Below are 14,613 nucleotides of genomic sequence, written 5' to 3'. Positions count from 1 at the left end.
TTGCGAAAGAAAGCATCGCAGATGACAGAATGATGAGAGTCTTCCTTTGCCAGAGTGCGAGGTCAGAGAGAAAGGTGCCCTTGCCATGACCCGCAGGTCAGATCCGGCTCGTGCCAGGAATTTCGCGTCGGTGCTCCAGGAAATCTTCGCGGAGCCCGGGCGCTCGCGCAAGGACATCGCGAATGCCATCGGCATCAGCGCCGCCTCGGTGACCAGCATTGCCGCCAGCCTTCTGGAACATCGGCTGATCAGCGAATCTGCCCCGGTCGCCGCGGGGCAGGGCCGTCCGAGGGTTCCGCTGAGCGTTGACACCGACTCGAACCTGGTTATGGGGATCCACCTCGGCCCGCGAGTCACGGGTATCGTGCTGACCGGGCTGGACGGAGTTGCCAAAGCCTCCGTGCTCGTCCCGCACTCGGGGATGACCGCAGCAGAGGCCTTTGAACTGGTGATCGCCCAGGCAGAGACACTGGTCGCGGACCATGCCGACGGACGGCCGGTCTTGGGCACCGGGGTGGCTACCGGAGGCATCGTAGATCGGGAGCAAGGGCTGATCGTCGAGAACGCCGGAGCCGGATGGTCGCAGGTTCCTGCGCAGCGGATGCTCGAAGCCCTTCCCCAACCGCTGGTCCTGGATAACAACGCCCGCGCCGCAGCCCAGTCCGAGTTGTTCTACGGGCAAGGCGCCAAGGAATCCGACTTCCTGCTGATGGTGATTACCTCCGACCTCGGGGCCGTACTGGTCAGCGACGGCCAGATCCGGGCCGGGCGTTCCCAGCATGCGGGAAACATCGCCCACATCCAGGTTGACGCAGCTGGCTATCCCTGCGCCTGCGGCCGGCGAGGCTGCCTGCAGGTCATGGCCACCGATGAAGCGACCGTGCGCCGTGCCCATGATCTCAATCGCACCGACGTCATTAACTACGGAGACATCGACCGGCTTTATGATGCCGGGGATGCCCAGATTCGGCAGCTCGTGGCACAGCGCGACGGCTATGTCGCCACGGCCGCCGCCCTGCTGTTCGACCTGCTGGACCCGGGGCTGCTGGTGATCGCGGGAACGCCTGCCGAGCGGCCGGAAACCCTGGCGCACGTGCAGCGGACTGTTACCGAGAAGTCCGTGCAGCAAGGAGTTGCCGGGCAGCGTGTGGTGTACTCCAGCGACCACGAGCTTTCGCTGTCGATTTTTGCCGCGAGCATTATGGTCAACGAGGTGTTGAGCAGTCCTTTGGCGTTCATCGAGAACCTGCAGCAGCTGGTTAGCGCTAAGTAATTTTTTTCCTGTTCTTGACATCACACCCCTGTCATGTTTACTTTATTTCATAAAATAAATAAATGTGACGGCAGCAACACCTCGGCGAACAGGCCTGGAATGCCGCATGTAGGAGGAAACAGGATGAAGCAATCCAGGAAATTGGCGCTTGTCGCCGGCGCCGCATCGCTGATGCTCGCCGCGACCGCCTGCTCGGGCTCCGGCAGCCAGGCCGCGTCTGGCAACGGCTCGGACATCGCGACCTTGTCGTTCATGACCAGCGAGCCGAAGAGCATCGTTCCGCAGAAGGATCCGGGGAGCCAGATCGGCATGGCGCTGTGCGCCAACCTGATGGAAGTCAATGTCGAGAGCCAGGAGCTCGAACCGCTGGCCGCCAAGTCCGTGTCCAGCGATGACGCCAAGGTCTGGGACATCGAACTGCAGGACGGGTGGACCTTCCATGACGGAACGCCGGTCACCGCGAACTCCTTCGCCGACGCCTGGAACGCCACCGCCACCGGCGCTAACGCCTGGCAGGGCAACGGAACCTTCGTCTCCTTCGCGGGCTATGACGAGCTGAACCCGCTGGACGGCTCCACGGCGAAGGCCACCGAACTGTCCGGCGTGAAGGTCGTGGACGACACCCACCTGACAGTGACCCTCAAGGCCCCGAACCGTGATTTCCCGGCAATCCTGAGCACCAACCCGACCTGCCCGATGCCTGAAAGCGCCTTCGACGACGAGGCAGCCTACGATGAGGCGCCGGTTTCCAACGGCCCGTACAAGTTCGTTTCCTGGGACCACAACCAGCAGGTCGTCATGGAGAAGTGGGACGGATTCAAGGGCGCTGCCGGCTTCTCCGGCGGCGCGCAGCAGCTGGTCGGAAAAATCTACACCTCGATCGACCCCGCCTACACCGACATGACCGCCGGCAACCTGGACATGATCCGCAACGTGCCTGCCACCATGGTCGACAAGGCCAAGAGCCAGCTGGGCGAGGAATCGCTGTTCGAGGTCAAGATCGGCTCCAAGCAACAGACCCTGCAGATCCCGGCCTATGTCGACGAGCTGTCCTCGAAGGCGCTGCGCGACGCCGTGTCGATGTCCATCGACCGGGAGGCCATCGCGACCTCGCTGCTCAAGGGCCATGCCCAGCCATCGGATTCGCTGGTGCCTCCGGCGCTGGACTCCTACGTTGAAGGCTCCTGCGACGCCTGCACCTTCGATCCTGAGAAGGCCAAGAAGATCCTGGCCGATGACGGCGGATTCGACGGCACCCTGGTCATCGAAAGCAACTCCGCTTCGGACCAGCAGCTGGTCCAGGCCATCGCCAAACAGATCCAGGACAACCTGGGCATCAGCGTGCAGATGAAGCCGATGCTCGGCACCGAGCTCTCGGAGCGCCGCAACAGCCAGAAGCTCGAAGGCGCCGCCTTCGGTTTGTGGGGCTGGTCCTACAAGTCTTCGGACCAGTACCTGAGCCAGTATGAAACCGGCGGCGACGGAAACCTCGCCACCGCCTACTCCAACCCGAAGGTCGACAAGCTGCTCCAGGCAGCCCGCGCCGAAATGGACGACGCCAAGTCGGCCGAGCTGTTCAAACAGGCCGAAGCGATCATCATCAAGGACCTGCCGGCCATCCCGCTGTTCATCCCTACCGACTACGGACTGCAGTCCAAGTGCGCCGTGCTCAACGACGTCCAGGGCGACCTACAGTACTACCGCGCCGGCTACGGCTGCTAGCACGAACCGTGACAGGAAGCCGGGCGCCGGAAATGATTTTCCGGCGCCCGGCTTGCCGGAAACACACAGACAAAAGGGGTAACCAATGCTGGGTTATACCGTACGGCGCATCCTGCAGATGATCCCGGTGCTGCTGGGCGCCACCTTCATCATCTACGCACTGACATTCTTGATGCCCGGCGATCCGATTTCCGCGCTGACCGGCGAGCGCCCGCTGCCGGAGGCCACGGTGGCGCAGATCCGCCAGGCCTACCACCTGGATGACCCGTTCATCATCCAGTACGGAAACTACATCCTGGGCGTCTTCCGCGGAGACTTCGGCATCGACTTCTTCGGCCGTCCGGTGCTCGACCTGATCCTCGAACGCCTCCCCGCGACCTTCGCCTTGGCCATGACCGCCTGGGTGCTCAAGCTGTTCGTCGGCCTGATCATCGGAGTCTACGGCGGACTGCGCCGCGGCCAGGCAGGAGACCATTTCGCTTTGGTATTCACGGTGCTGTTCATGGGTGTTCCCGGGTTCGTGATCGCCCTGGGCGCGCAGACCTACTTCGGGGTGCACCTTGGCTGGGTGGATCCGGCCGGCATCCGCGCGGGCTGGCCCATGGCCTTCATCCTGCCGGCGCTGGTCATGGCCCTGGAAGCGGCCGCCGGCCTGGCCCGGCTCACGCGCACCTCGCTGGTGGACGTGCTGCGGGCCGAATACCTGCGCACCGCCAAGGCCAAGGGCCTTTCGCCCAAGCGCATCATCTGGGGCCATGCCCTGCGCAACGCGATGATCCCGGTGGTCACCTACCTGGGCTTGAGCCTGGCCGGAATGCTCGGCGGCGCGGTGATCATCGAGGCGATCTTCAACATCCCGGGCATCGGGGGACTGATGGTCAGTTCCATCAACAACAAGGAAGGCACCATCGTGGTCGGCATCGCCACCCTGCTGGTGCTGGTGTACCTGGTCTTCAACCTGCTGGTTGACCTGACCTACGGCTTGATCGACCCACGGGTGAGAATATGAGCACGACAACAACGGTTAATCCCCTCGACGGCGCCAAGGCAGTGGACCGCGCCCCGGACAAGGTGCGCGGCGCCCACCGACGCTGGTGGCTGAAACCGCGCTTCGTCATTTCGGGCGCCATCGTGCTGCTGATGATCGTGATGGCCGCGTTCCCTCAGCTGTTCACCGGATTCGGTCCGGGTCCAACCGAGAACTGCGACATCCTCAAGTCCAACCAGCCACCCAGTGCCGAGCACCTGTTCGGCATAGACATCCAGGGCTGCGACTACTACACCAACGTCATCTACGGCGCCCGCGCCTCGATCCTGGTGGGCATCGTGGTCTCGGCCATCGCCTTCGGCATCGCCGCCCTCGTTGGCGCCCTGGCCGGCTACTTCGGCGGGTGGGTGGATGCGGTGATTTCCCGCATCTGCGACATGGCCTTCGGCCTGCCCTTCATCCTCGCCGCCATCGTGGTGCTGCAGCTGTTCGGCGAACGCAATGTCTGGACCGTGATTTTCGCGCTTGCCCTGTTCAGCTGGCCCGGCGGCGTGCGCTTCATGCGCTCTTCCGTGCTGGAGGTGCGCAACCGCGAATACGTGCAGGCCGCCCGCCTGCTCGGCGCCGGCAACGGCCGTATCCTGCGCAAGCACATTGTGCCCAACGCGATCACCCCGCTGCTGGTGTTGCAGACCCTTGGTGTGGGCGGCATGATTTCCGCCGAGGCCGGTCTGACCTTCATCGGCATCGGCCTGACCCCGCCGGCGGTCTCCTGGGGCCTGCAGCTGGCGGCAGCCCGTGAGTATATCGATGCGGCGCCGCACCTGCTGATGTTCCCGGCGATCTTCCTGACCATTACCGTGCTCGGTTTCGTCCTCTTCGGCGAGGCCATGCGCGATGAATTCGACCCGAAGGGCAAGTGATGAACAAGCCGCATGAAGCAGCACCGTCATTGCTGGAGATCAAGGACCTCCGGGTGGAATTCGCAACCCGCCAGGGGGTGGCGACCGCGATCAACGGGGTCAACCTCTCGCTGCAGCGCGGGCGCTCGCTGGGAATCCTGGGCGAGTCGGGTTCCGGCAAGTCGGTGACCGCCCGAACCATCATGGGCCTGCTGGATACTCCTCCGGCGCGGGTGACCCATGGGCAGATCCTGCTCAACGGGGAAGACCTGTTGGCGGTCAGCGCCAAGCGCCGGCGCAGCCTGAACGGCGCCAGCGTGGCCATGGTGTTCCAGGATGCGCTCAGCGCGCTGAACCCGGTGCATCCGGTGGGACGCCAGATCGGCGAGCTGTACCGGGTGCATCGTGGCTACAGCCGGGCGGCGGCCAAGCGGGCGGCCATCGAGATGATGGACCGCGTGCGCATCCCGGCCGCGGCCAAGCGCGTGAACGACTATCCGCACCAGTTCTCCGGCGGCATGCGCCAGCGCATCGTGATCGCCATGGCCTTGGCCCTGGATCCGGAACTGCTGATCGCCGACGAGCCGACCACCGCGCTGGACGTCACGGTCCAGGCACAGATCCTTGAACTGCTCAAGGAACAGCAATCGGAAAACAACATGGGGCTGATCCTGATCACCCACGACATTTCGGTGGTCCGCGAGGTGACCGACGAGGTGGCAGTCATGTATGCAGGACGCATCATCGAGCGTGGCCCGACCGCCGAGGTGCTGGCGCATCCGGCGCACCCCTACACCCGGGGCCTGGCCGCGTCCATCGCTAGCGAAGAGCTCAAGGGGCAGCAGCTGCCTGCCATCCCGGGCAGCCCGCCGGATCTGCTGCGCCTTCCGCAGGGCTGCTCCTTCGCCGCCCGCTGTCCGCTGGCCGACCAGGCATGCACGGCCACGATTCCCGTCCTGCAGCCAGTTGCGCTGCAGCGCGACACCGCGTGCTTCAAATCCGAGGAGGTGCTGGTCCATGCTTAATACCCAGCTTGAACAACAGCCGAAGGATTCAGTCCAAGGCCCGCTCATGGAGCTTCGCGGCGTCAAGATGCACTACCCGGTGGCCCGGGCGATGCCCTTCGGCCCGCGCAAGACCGTCAAGGCCCTGGACGGGGTGGACCTGGAAATCCGGCAGGGCGAAACCCTTGGCATCATCGGGGAAAGCGGCTGCGGCAAGTCCACGCTGGCCCGCGTGCTGAGTGGACTGGAGAAGCCCACCGAGGGACAGGTCCTGTTCGAAGGCCAGGACATCAACACCCTGCACGGAGCTGAACGGGCGCAGATGCGCCGGAACATCCAGCTGATCTTCCAGGACCCCTACGCCTCGCTCAATCCGCGCATGACGATCGAGCAGATCCTCATGGAACCCTTCGAAATCCACCCCGACGCCGTGCCGCGGTCCGGGAGGCGGGCCAAGATCGCCGAACTGATGGAACTGGTGGGGCTGAATCCTGACCATCTGGAACGCTATCCGCACAACTTTTCCGGCGGGCAGCAGCAACGCATCGGCATCGCCCGCGGCATCGCGCTGAATCCCAAGGTGCTCATCTGCGACGAGGCGGTCTCCGCCCTGGACGTTTCGGTGCGCGCGCAGGTGGTGAACCTGCTGGCCTCGCTGCAGCAGGAACTGGGGTTGAGCTACGTGTTCATCGCCCATGACCTGCAGATCGTGCGGCATATTTCCGACACGGTGGCCGCCATGTACCTGGGACGCGTCATTGAAACCGGCACCTACGACCAGGTCTACGACCGCAGCGCGCACCCCTACACGCAGGCGCTGCTGTCCGCCGCGCCGGAGCTTCGCCAGGAGCCAGGCAAGTCCCGGCAGCTGATCATGCTGCAGGGCGACCCGCCGTCTCCGATCGATCCGCCCAGCGGCTGCCGTTTCCACACCCGCTGCCCCGTGGCCCGCCCATCCTGCGCCACCGCCGAGCCGGGCCTCGACCCGGTGGGCGAGGGCCATGCGGCACGGTGCTTTTTCCCCGGGCCTATTGGCCCGACCAACAATTAGTCAGAGCGCACCGACAGGTGACGACAAGGAGAATTCCCATGGATCTTAAAGTTGGAATCGTAGGCTTCGGCCTGCGTGCTTCCCTGCACCGCTATCTGCAGCGCCCCGGCGAGGGCAGCGTGGTGAGCATGGTGTGCGACATCAGCGAACGCGGCCGTGCCGATGCCGCGCAGGCCCTGCCCGAGGCGCTGATCACCGCCGAGCTGGACGAGCTGCTGGCAGCTGACCTCGACGCGGTCCTGGTGCTCACCCCTGATTTCACGCACCGCGAGGTGGCGGTCCGCACCCTGGAGGCGGGCATCCCCACCTTCGTGGAAAAGCCGCTGGACATCACGTTGGAGGCGGCAGATGACATCCTGGCCACCGCGCAGCGCACCGGAACCCGGTTGTACGTGGGCCACAACATGCGCCACATGCCCGTGATCTGGCAGATGAAGCAGCTGATCGACTCGGGTGCCATCGGCGAGGTCAAGGCCGTGTGGTGCCGGCACTTCGTGGGCAACGGCGGGGACTACTACTTCAAGGACTGGCACGCCGAACGCCGCTACGCCAACACCCTGCTGCTGCAGAAGGGCGCCCATGACATCGACGTGATCCACTGGCTGGCCGGGGGCTACAGCACCCAGGTCTCCGGAGTCGGGGCACTTGCCGTCTACGGCGGGGTACAGGACCGCCGGGACAATGCCGACCGGCGCATGCGCGACTGGTTCTCCCTGGAGAACTGGCCTCCTGCCGAACAGCGCGACCTGAACCCGAACCTGGACGTTGAAGACCTATCCATGGTGCAAATGAAGCTGGACAACGGAGTGCTCGCCTCCTACCAGCAGTGCCACTTCACCCCCGACTACTGGCGCAACTACACGGTGATCGGCACCGAGGGGCGGCTGGAGAATTTCGGCGACGGACCGGGAGACTTCATCCATGTCTGGAACACCCGCACCACCCACGGTTTCGCCGAACCGGATGTGAAGGTGGAAATTCACGGCGACGAGGAAGGGCACGGCGGCGCGGACCCGAACCTGATCGCCGAATTCCTGCGTTTCGCCCGTGAAGGGGGAGCCACCGAGACCTCACCGCTGGCGGCCCGCGCAGCGGTGGCCGTGGGGGACCTGGGCGCCCGCTCGCTGCGCGATCAGGGGCAGACGCTGCAGATCCCTTCCCCGGGCCAGGCCGTGGTGCGCTACTTCGAAGCCGGCCAGCAGGCCGAAGCAGTCAAATAGCCGGAAAATGACCGCAGGGCTCGGTGAACCGGACGGTTCACCGAGCCCTGCGTTGTCGTTTTGGCCCGTCGTGCTACTCGACCTCTATGGCCAGTTCCGCCAGCTGGTCCATGTGGGTGAAGATCCTGCTGGCACCGGCCTGGCGCAGTGACTCGGGGTCGGTGCTGGTCGGACCGCCGGAGGAATATCCGTAGACCGTCGCCCCGGCGCCGACTCCGGCAGTCACGCCCGTGGCGGTGTCCTCGATGACCAGCGCCTCTCGGGGATCTATGCCCAGCGCTGTGGCGGCCGCGAGGTACACGTCCGGGGCCGGCTTGCTGCGCGGGAACTCCATGCCGCTGAACACCCGGTCGCCGAAATACTGGTCGAGCCCGGTCAGTTCCAGCTGCATTTCCACCTTGGCGCGGTCCGCGCCGGTGACGCAGGCGATCTTCGAGCCGTAGACGCTGGCGACCGCCGCCACGGCCTGGGCGGACCCTTCCACCGGGCGCAGCTGCGTGCGCAGCGCCTGGTCGCGCCGGGCCCGGAACTGCGCCAGCCAGGCATCGTCGATGCGTACCCCTGTGTGCTGGTAGATCGGTTCCCACTGGTCCTTCAGCGCCTTGCCGATGAAGATCTTGATGCTCTCTTCCATGCTGATCTCCCAGCAGTTTTCCCGCAGGATGTCCCGCAGGACGGAGTTGGTGATGAGCTCGGAGTCCACCAGGACCCCGTCGCAGTCGAAGAGGACGGCGGAGAATTTCTGCTGCAAGGCGTGGGATTCCCATTCGATTAGAAGACGTGGAGAGTGTTTGACCGCGGATTGCAGGAGCAACACTGGGGCAGCGGGCATTCGCCGCCGCCTAGAACAAGATTAGTTTGTTCCCGGGCACCACGCTGTTCCATCAGCGCCAGCCCACTTGCCTCCGCTCCGGCTGCTGTTTTGTTCCGGCCTGCGATGGATGGAGCGGAACCTTACGAATAGGCGGCGATTCGGCGGTCCAGTTCGTTGCGCACCTGCGGCCACTCCGTCTTCAAGATCGAGAAGACCACGGTGTCGCGCAGCGATCCGTCCGGCATCCGACAATGGGCCCGCAACACTCCGTCCTGCTTGGCGCCCAAGCGGCTGATGGCCATGCGCGACTGGAAATTCATCCAGTGCGTGCAGAACACCACGACTTCGCAGCCCAGCGTTTCAAAGGCGTAGCCCAGCAACAGGCGCTTGCTCTCGGCATTGGCCCCTGAACCGTGGGTGCTGGCGGCGTTCCAGGTGTAGCCGATCTCCACGCGGGGCAGTCCGAGGTCGATGCCGCAGTAGGTGGTCATGCCTATAATCCTGCCGGGCAATCCGGTAGCGGGATCATTGAGTCGGGTGGTGAAGGCCAGCATTGAGCCTTCCGACTGCCTCGCCAGGCGCTTGCGGATTTCTTCGCGCATGTCTCCGGGACGCGGTACCGAGGTATACCAGAGGTTCCACAGTTCGCCGTCGCTGGCTGCCTGTACCAGATCGTCATGGTGGTCCATGGACAGCGGCTCGAGGGTGACATGGGTGCCGCGCAGGGTGACGGGGTCAAGGATTTTCATGCGAATACTGTACGTGCTGAGAAATCTCTGCGGCACCCCTGCGCGTCTACGTTCTCCCGGGCGGAAGGCAAACGCCGGACCGGGGACCGGTTCATTCGGTGCCCTTCGGATGATCCGCAGACGAAGCCGGTGAGCGCATCATTATTGCCCCGCCTGCCGCCGCCACCGCGCAGGCGACTGCTAGTGCGCCCAGGCCCAAGGGCAGCGTCGCCGCCCCGGCCACCAGCCCCACGAGGATCGGGCCCCCGGCATCTCCGACCTCCCGCCCGAGCTCGGCGCTGCCCATGGTGCGCCCCATGCGTTCTGGCGGCGTGGTTGCGGCGAGTCGGGCAAATCCTAGTGGCGTAATCAGCCCGACCCCGAGGCCGATTGCCGCGGCGCCAAGCAGAATCACCGGCAGGGACGGGACCACCGCGAGCAGAGCTACTGCGGCAAGCAGCAGTGCTGCGCCGGCGGATATCAGGGTATTGACCCGTTGCGGGGCAGAATCGTGGATCCGTCCGGTCAGAGGTTGCACGAGGGCAGATATGACGGCGAGGATGCTAACAGCGCCCATGCCGATGATCGGGTCAGCACCGAGTCGGGCTGCTAGCAACGGGATGAAACCCACCGCGACGCCCAAAACCGCGGTGGCAACGGCCAACAGGAGTACTGGTCCGAGGAATGCCGGCGCCGTGGATTGTTTCACAATATCTGCCAGCGTGGAACAGTGTTTCGGCAGGACCGGCACGGAAGGCATTGAGATGGCCGTCCACAGGGATGCGACCAGTGAGAGCCCAGCCAGCACCAGGAACAGTGCCGGCAAGCCCGCCCACGTGATGAGGGCCGCTCCGAGCAGCGGGCCGCCGGCATACCCGAGCCCCTTCCACGAACCGTATTTGCCAAAGTAGCGTCCAGCGAGAGAAGGCCCCACCAGCCGGGCAACGGCCGAGGAAGAAGCGGGGGAGAAGCCTGCGGCGGCCGCACCTTGGGCCAGCCTCGCTAGGGCGAGCAGCAACGGTGATGCGGCGAAGACGCCGAGCAGCGAGGCCGCCGCGAAAACCAGCAGTCCTCCCACGATTACCGGCTTCACGCCGACCCGGTCGCTTAGCGTGCCGAAGACGGGTTTCAGGATCACCTCGGCGATGTCATATGTCGCCAGGATCAAGCCGAGCGTGGCAAAGGCCAGCCCGAGATTCTCCGTTTCGGTGCCCAGCGCAGCAGCAACGCCGTGGGCGCCGAATGCCGTCGTGAATCCCGCCAAGTACAGCGGACCCAATCCGCCCTTCTGATCAACCACGCACCCAGCGTAACCGTGGTGGATTGGCGTGGACGAGAGGAAACGGATGAATTCTTGGCACGTTACGCGAAGGAAATCGGCGTGGCACGGGCCATCGGCGGCGTTCGCCAAGCAGGTCCGTCGCAGTGGTTTTCCTCAGAGCCCCCAGCGCGCGCTGAATTCGTCGAATCCAGAGCGCGAGGAGCTCTTGAACATGTGCATTCACCTCAGGGTGCATGTACGCGTGAAGCTATCCTCCGACAAGCTCTTGGATGGTCTGCCGGATCGCTTCAACGACAGCCACGACGGGCTCTCGATAAAGATGCTCCGCGCGGATCAAGACGTCGATTTGTCGACCTGCTGAAAGGCCTTTGATTGGTCGTAAAGTCACCGTGTCGTCCAGGGATTTCCGCGCGGTATAGCGAGGCAGGATCCCGAGGCAGCCGCTGGACTCGATCAGCGACCCTGCGGTGGCGTAGTCGTTGACCCGATGCTCGACCGTCGGTGCACGGCCGGCCAGGGCGGCAATCGTTTCCAAGACGTCGGCAGGGGAGTAGCCGGATCTCGACACAACCCAGCGCTCGCCGATCACCTGTTCCGGAGAGAGCTCTTCGAACGCTGCCAGCGGGTGATCCCGGTGCAGCGCGATATCCAAGGGCTCGAAGGCCAGCGGGATGACTGCCACATGGTTTTGCGGCCACGGCGCGGTGTGGGGCATGCGGTGCGCCAGCACCAGGTCGTAGGCGGATGTCAGCGCAGGGAAGTCCTGTTGCGAGACATCTTCGTCGGAAAACCTCAGGGGTGGCAGCGAGCGCTCCGTCCACGTCAGCAGCGGGGCGAAGATCGTCTGGCCGATGGAATGGAATCCTGCGACCTTGACGGGGGTCTGCCGGTCCTGATCCTGCGCCTGGATCTTCGCCGAAGCCTCGGCCAGGGTCGAGGCGACCTGCGCCGCGGCCGAAGCCAGCAGCCTGCCTTCGGCGGTCAGAACCAGGCGCCGGCCGTCCTTCATGGTCAATGGTGCCGCGAAATTGCGCTGGAGCTGGGCCAGATGCTGGGAAACGGCCGAGGGGGAGACGTAGAGTGCCTTGGCTACGGCGTTGACGCTTCCCAGGTCCTCCAATTCGCGCAGGATTCTCAGCTGATGTAATTCCATGAAGTAAATACTAAATCGTCAGATCAGTATTTCGATGATCAACTAAGGTGTCATCCGTGCTTGGTCGGTGCGACACTTGAACTGATCCCACCATTCGTGCTCATGACGCAGCTTCTTGATCAAAGGAATCCCTGATGAAAGCCTTGTACAAGTCCGGACCACACGCCGGTTTGGAACTCGTTGAACGTCCGGAGCCGGAAGTAGGCGTCCACGACGTCAAGATCCGCGTCATGACCACCGGCATCTGCGGCACCGACCTGCACATCGAAGCCTATGACGAAGCCGCCAAGGCCATGATCAACACCCCGCTGGTCCCGGGCCACGAGTTCTACGGCGAGGTTGTCGAGGTGGGCGACTTCGTGCATAACGTCAAGGTCGGGGACCGCGTCTCCGGCGAAGGCCACGTGGTGTGCGGGCTTTGCCGCAACTGCCGCGCCGGCCGCAAGCACATGTGCATCAACGTCAGCTCCGTCGGCGTGCAGCGCGACGGCGCCTTCGCAGAATTCGTCTCCATCCCGGAGAGCAACGTCTACGTGCACCGCGACGAACGCATCACCCCGCTGCTGGGCGCCATCTTCGACCCCTTCGGCAATGCCGTGCACACCGCCTTGCAGTTCCCGATGGTCGGCGAAGACGTACTGATCACCGGCGCCGGACCGATCGGCCTGATGGCCGCCGCAGTGGCCCGCCACATCGGCGCCCGCAAGATCGCCATCACCGACATCTCCGAGCAGCGTCTGGAGCTGGCCAAGACCATGGGCGTGGACCTGGCGGTCAACGTCGCCAAGCAGCGTATCAAGGACGCCCAGGGCGAGCTGGGCATGATCGAAGGCTTCGACTACGGCATGGAGATGTCCGGTCACAAGACCGCGCTGCCGGAAATGATCGAGAACATGAACCACGGCGGCAAGATCTGCATGCTCGGCCTGCCCAGCGAGTCCATCGACATCAACTGGGGCAAGGTCGTGACCCACATGCTGACCCTGCGCGGCATCTACGGCCGCGAAATGTTCGAAACCTGGTATGCCATGAGCGCCATGCTCACCAGCTCCGAGCTGATGCGCGAGCGCATCTCCTCGGTCGTCACCGATTTCCTGCCGGCCAGCGAATGGCAGCAGGGCTTCGAGGCAGCCCGTGGCGGCCACGGAGGCAAGGTCGTGCTGGACTGGACAGTCTTCAGCAGCTAAGAATCGCTCGGATCAACAAGGAGTAATTGGGAATGTATACCGACCTCAAGGGACAGCTTGCCGGGGAACTGGATGAGCTGCGCACCGCGGGCCTGTTCAAGGCCGAACGCCACATCGACTCGGCGCAGTCCGCGTCCATCCTGGCCGGTTCGCTGGGCCAGGACTCCCGCAAGGTGCTGAACTTCTGCGCCAACAACTACCTGGGGCTGGCCGACGACCCGCGCATCATCGAGGCCGCCAAGCAGGCCATGGACGAGCGCGGCTTCGGCATGGCTTCGGTCCGCTTCATCTGCGGCACCCAGGACCTACACCTGGAACTGGAGGCAGCCGTCTCCAAATTCCTGGGCACCGAGGACACCATCTTGTTCTCCAGCTGCTTCGACGCCAACGGCGGCGTCTTCGAGTCGCTGTTCGGCCCGGAAGACGCCATTGTCTCCGATGCGCTGAACCACGCCTCGATCATTGACGGCATCCGTCTGTCCAAGGCCGCCCGCTTCCGCTACGCCAACCAGGACATGGCAGACCTGGAAGTCCAGCTGCAGGCCGCGGCCGCCATGAACGACGGGGCCGGGGCACGGCGCACCATCATCGTCACCGACGGCATCTTCTCCATGGACGGCTTCATCGCTCCGCTGGAAGCCATCTGCGACCTGGCCGAGCAGTACAACGCGCTGGTCATGGTGGATGACTCGCACGCCGTGGGCTTCATGGGCGCCACCGGCGCCGGCACCCCGGAGCATGCAGGGGTTTCGGACCGCGTGGACATCTACACCGGCACCTTCGGCAAGGCGCTGGGCGGCGCCTCGGGCGGCTACGTGTCCGGCCGCGGCGAAATCGTTGCGATGCTGCGCCAGAAGGCCCGCCCGTACCTGTTCTCCAACTCGCTGGCCCCGGCCATCGTGGCGGCGACGTTGAAGGCGCTGGAGCTCGTGGAGGGCTCCGGCGAGCTGCGCGAGAAGCTCCTCGAGAACGCAGCGCTCTTCCGCCGCCGCATGAGCGAGGAAGGCTTCGACCTGCTGGACGGGGAGCACGCCATCGTCCCGGTCATGTTCGGGGATGCGGTCAAGGCCGCAGAGGTGGCAGGCAAGATGCTGGAGCACGGCGTCTACGTGACCGCCTTCAGCTTCCCGGTGGTTCCGAAGGGCGCAGCGCGCATCCGCGTGCAGCTCTCCGCCGCCCACTCGGCCGAGGACATCGAGGCTTGCGTGCAGGCCTTCGTCGCCAGCCGCTGACCAGCTCGGTTGGCCCGGCGCCGTGTTTCAATAGGGATGACGAGTTGGCATAACCAA

The 14,613-nt window shown here is 64.6% G+C and carries 13 protein-coding genes; 9 read left to right on the top strand and 4 right to left on the bottom strand.

Annotated elements, in window-relative coordinates; genetic code table 11:
* Nucleotides 1-85: 85 nt before the first annotated feature.
* The 7 genes from ATC04_RS13750 to ATC04_RS13720 all read left to right on the top strand — a co-directional run bounded on the left by ATC04_RS13750 (nt 86) and on the right by ATC04_RS13720 (nt 8,160).
* Entirely contained in the window at nt 86-1,273 is a 1,188-nt protein-coding gene (locus ATC04_RS13750) for an ROK family protein (RefSeq protein WP_082123823.1), read from the top strand.
* Between the two features lie 123 nt (nt 1,274-1,396).
* Complete coding sequence (locus ATC04_RS13745) at nt 1,397-2,995, top strand: ABC transporter substrate-binding protein (protein WP_047118534.1); 1,599 nt, start codon at nt 1,397-1,399, stop codon at nt 2,993-2,995.
* Nucleotides 2,996-3,080: 85 nt separating this feature from the next.
* Complete coding sequence (locus tag ATC04_RS13740; protein ID WP_047118535.1) at nt 3,081-4,004, top strand: ABC transporter permease; 924 nt, start codon at nt 3,081-3,083, stop codon at nt 4,002-4,004.
* Nucleotides 4,001-4,906: an ABC transporter permease gene (locus ATC04_RS13735; RefSeq protein WP_052772282.1), complete on the top strand. Its 906-nt coding sequence runs from the start codon at nt 4,001-4,003 to the stop codon at nt 4,904-4,906. The genes ATC04_RS13740 and ATC04_RS13735 overlap by 4 nt, the downstream gene beginning before the upstream one ends.
* The gene (locus tag ATC04_RS13730) at nt 4,906-5,910 is read left to right on the top strand and encodes an ABC transporter ATP-binding protein (RefSeq protein ID WP_047118537.1); all 1,005 of its coding nucleotides are present in this window, start codon (nt 4,906-4,908) and stop codon (nt 5,908-5,910) included. The genes ATC04_RS13735 and ATC04_RS13730 overlap by 1 nt, the downstream gene beginning before the upstream one ends.
* The gene (locus ATC04_RS13725) at nt 5,903-6,940 is read left to right on the top strand and encodes a dipeptide ABC transporter ATP-binding protein (protein WP_047118538.1); all 1,038 of its coding nucleotides are present in this window, start codon (nt 5,903-5,905) and stop codon (nt 6,938-6,940) included. Before ATC04_RS13730 ends, ATC04_RS13725 begins: the two co-directional genes overlap by 8 nt.
* Nucleotides 6,941-6,978: 38 nt before the next feature.
* The gene (locus tag ATC04_RS13720) at nt 6,979-8,160 is read left to right on the top strand and encodes a Gfo/Idh/MocA family oxidoreductase (protein WP_047118539.1); all 1,182 of its coding nucleotides are present in this window, start codon (nt 6,979-6,981) and stop codon (nt 8,158-8,160) included.
* A 73-nt stretch (nt 8,161-8,233) separates the two neighbouring features.
* Here the strand turns inward: ATC04_RS13720 and ATC04_RS13715 are convergent, their stop codons facing one another.
* The 4 genes from ATC04_RS13715 to ATC04_RS13700 all read right to left on the bottom strand — a co-directional run bounded on the left by ATC04_RS13715 (nt 8,234) and on the right by ATC04_RS13700 (nt 12,137).
* Complete coding sequence (locus ATC04_RS13715; protein ID WP_047118540.1) at nt 8,234-8,911, bottom strand: HAD family phosphatase; 678 nt, start codon at nt 8,909-8,911, stop codon at nt 8,234-8,236.
* 203 nt (nt 8,912-9,114) lie between these two features.
* Nucleotides 9,115-9,723 carry a GNAT family protein gene (locus tag ATC04_RS13710; protein WP_047118541.1) on the bottom strand — a complete coding sequence of 203 codons (609 nt, stop codon included), beginning with the start codon at nt 9,721-9,723 and terminating at the stop codon, nt 9,115-9,117.
* Nucleotides 9,724-9,814: 91 nt separating this feature from the next.
* Complete coding sequence (locus tag ATC04_RS13705) at nt 9,815-11,002, bottom strand: MFS transporter (protein WP_047118635.1); 1,188 nt, start codon at nt 11,000-11,002, stop codon at nt 9,815-9,817.
* Nucleotides 11,003-11,231: 229 nt separating this feature from the next.
* Nucleotides 11,232-12,137, bottom strand: coding sequence for a LysR family transcriptional regulator (locus tag ATC04_RS13700; protein WP_047118542.1), 906 nt, complete (start codon nt 12,135-12,137; stop codon nt 11,232-11,234).
* A 134-nt stretch (nt 12,138-12,271) separates the two neighbouring features.
* Here ATC04_RS13700 and tdh point away from each other — a divergent pair, with 134 nt between their 5' ends.
* Nucleotides 12,272-13,324 carry an L-threonine 3-dehydrogenase gene (gene tdh, locus ATC04_RS13695; protein ID WP_047118543.1) on the top strand — a complete coding sequence of 351 codons (1,053 nt, stop codon included), beginning with the start codon at nt 12,272-12,274 and terminating at the stop codon, nt 13,322-13,324.
* Nucleotides 13,325-13,356: 32 nt separating this feature from the next.
* Nucleotides 13,357-14,556: a glycine C-acetyltransferase gene (locus tag ATC04_RS13690; protein WP_047118544.1), complete on the top strand. Its 1,200-nt coding sequence runs from the start codon at nt 13,357-13,359 to the stop codon at nt 14,554-14,556.
* Nucleotides 14,557-14,613: the final 57 nt, after the last annotated feature.

Origin of the sequence: Arthrobacter sp. YC-RL1 (genome assembly GCF_001454985.1) — a bacterium.
GTDB classification, from domain to species: domain Bacteria; phylum Actinomycetota; class Actinomycetes; order Actinomycetales; family Micrococcaceae; genus Glutamicibacter; species Glutamicibacter soli.
Note: the sequence above shows the minus strand (reverse complement) of the source record. Positions and strands in the feature narration are given on the sequence as shown.

Bases quoted from the DNA above. Each gene is read 5' to 3' on its own strand.
- ATC04_RS13735 (WP_052772282.1), top strand. From the start codon at position 4,001: ATGAGCACGACAACAACGGTTAATCCCCTCGACGGCGCCAAGGCAGTG.
- ATC04_RS13710 (WP_047118541.1), bottom strand. From the start codon at position 9,723: ATGAAAATCCTTGACCCCGTCACCCTGCGCGGCACCCATGTCACCCTC.
- ATC04_RS13725 (WP_047118538.1), top strand. From the start codon at position 5,903: ATGCTTAATACCCAGCTTGAACAACAGCCGAAGGATTCAGTCCAAGGC.
- ATC04_RS13745 (WP_047118534.1), top strand. From the start codon at position 1,397: ATGAAGCAATCCAGGAAATTGGCGCTTGTCGCCGGCGCCGCATCGCTG.
- ATC04_RS13740 (WP_047118535.1), top strand. From the start codon at position 3,081: ATGCTGGGTTATACCGTACGGCGCATCCTGCAGATGATCCCGGTGCTG.
- ATC04_RS13750 (WP_082123823.1), top strand. From the start codon at position 86: ATGACCCGCAGGTCAGATCCGGCTCGTGCCAGGAATTTCGCGTCGGTG.
- ATC04_RS13730 (WP_047118537.1), top strand. From the start codon at position 4,906: ATGAACAAGCCGCATGAAGCAGCACCGTCATTGCTGGAGATCAAGGAC.
- ATC04_RS13700 (WP_047118542.1), bottom strand. From the start codon at position 12,137: ATGGAATTACATCAGCTGAGAATCCTGCGCGAATTGGAGGACCTGGGA.
- ATC04_RS13720 (WP_047118539.1), top strand. From the start codon at position 6,979: ATGGATCTTAAAGTTGGAATCGTAGGCTTCGGCCTGCGTGCTTCCCTG.
- tdh (WP_047118543.1), top strand. From the start codon at position 12,272: ATGAAAGCCTTGTACAAGTCCGGACCACACGCCGGTTTGGAACTCGTT.
- ATC04_RS13690 (WP_047118544.1), top strand. From the start codon at position 13,357: ATGTATACCGACCTCAAGGGACAGCTTGCCGGGGAACTGGATGAGCTG.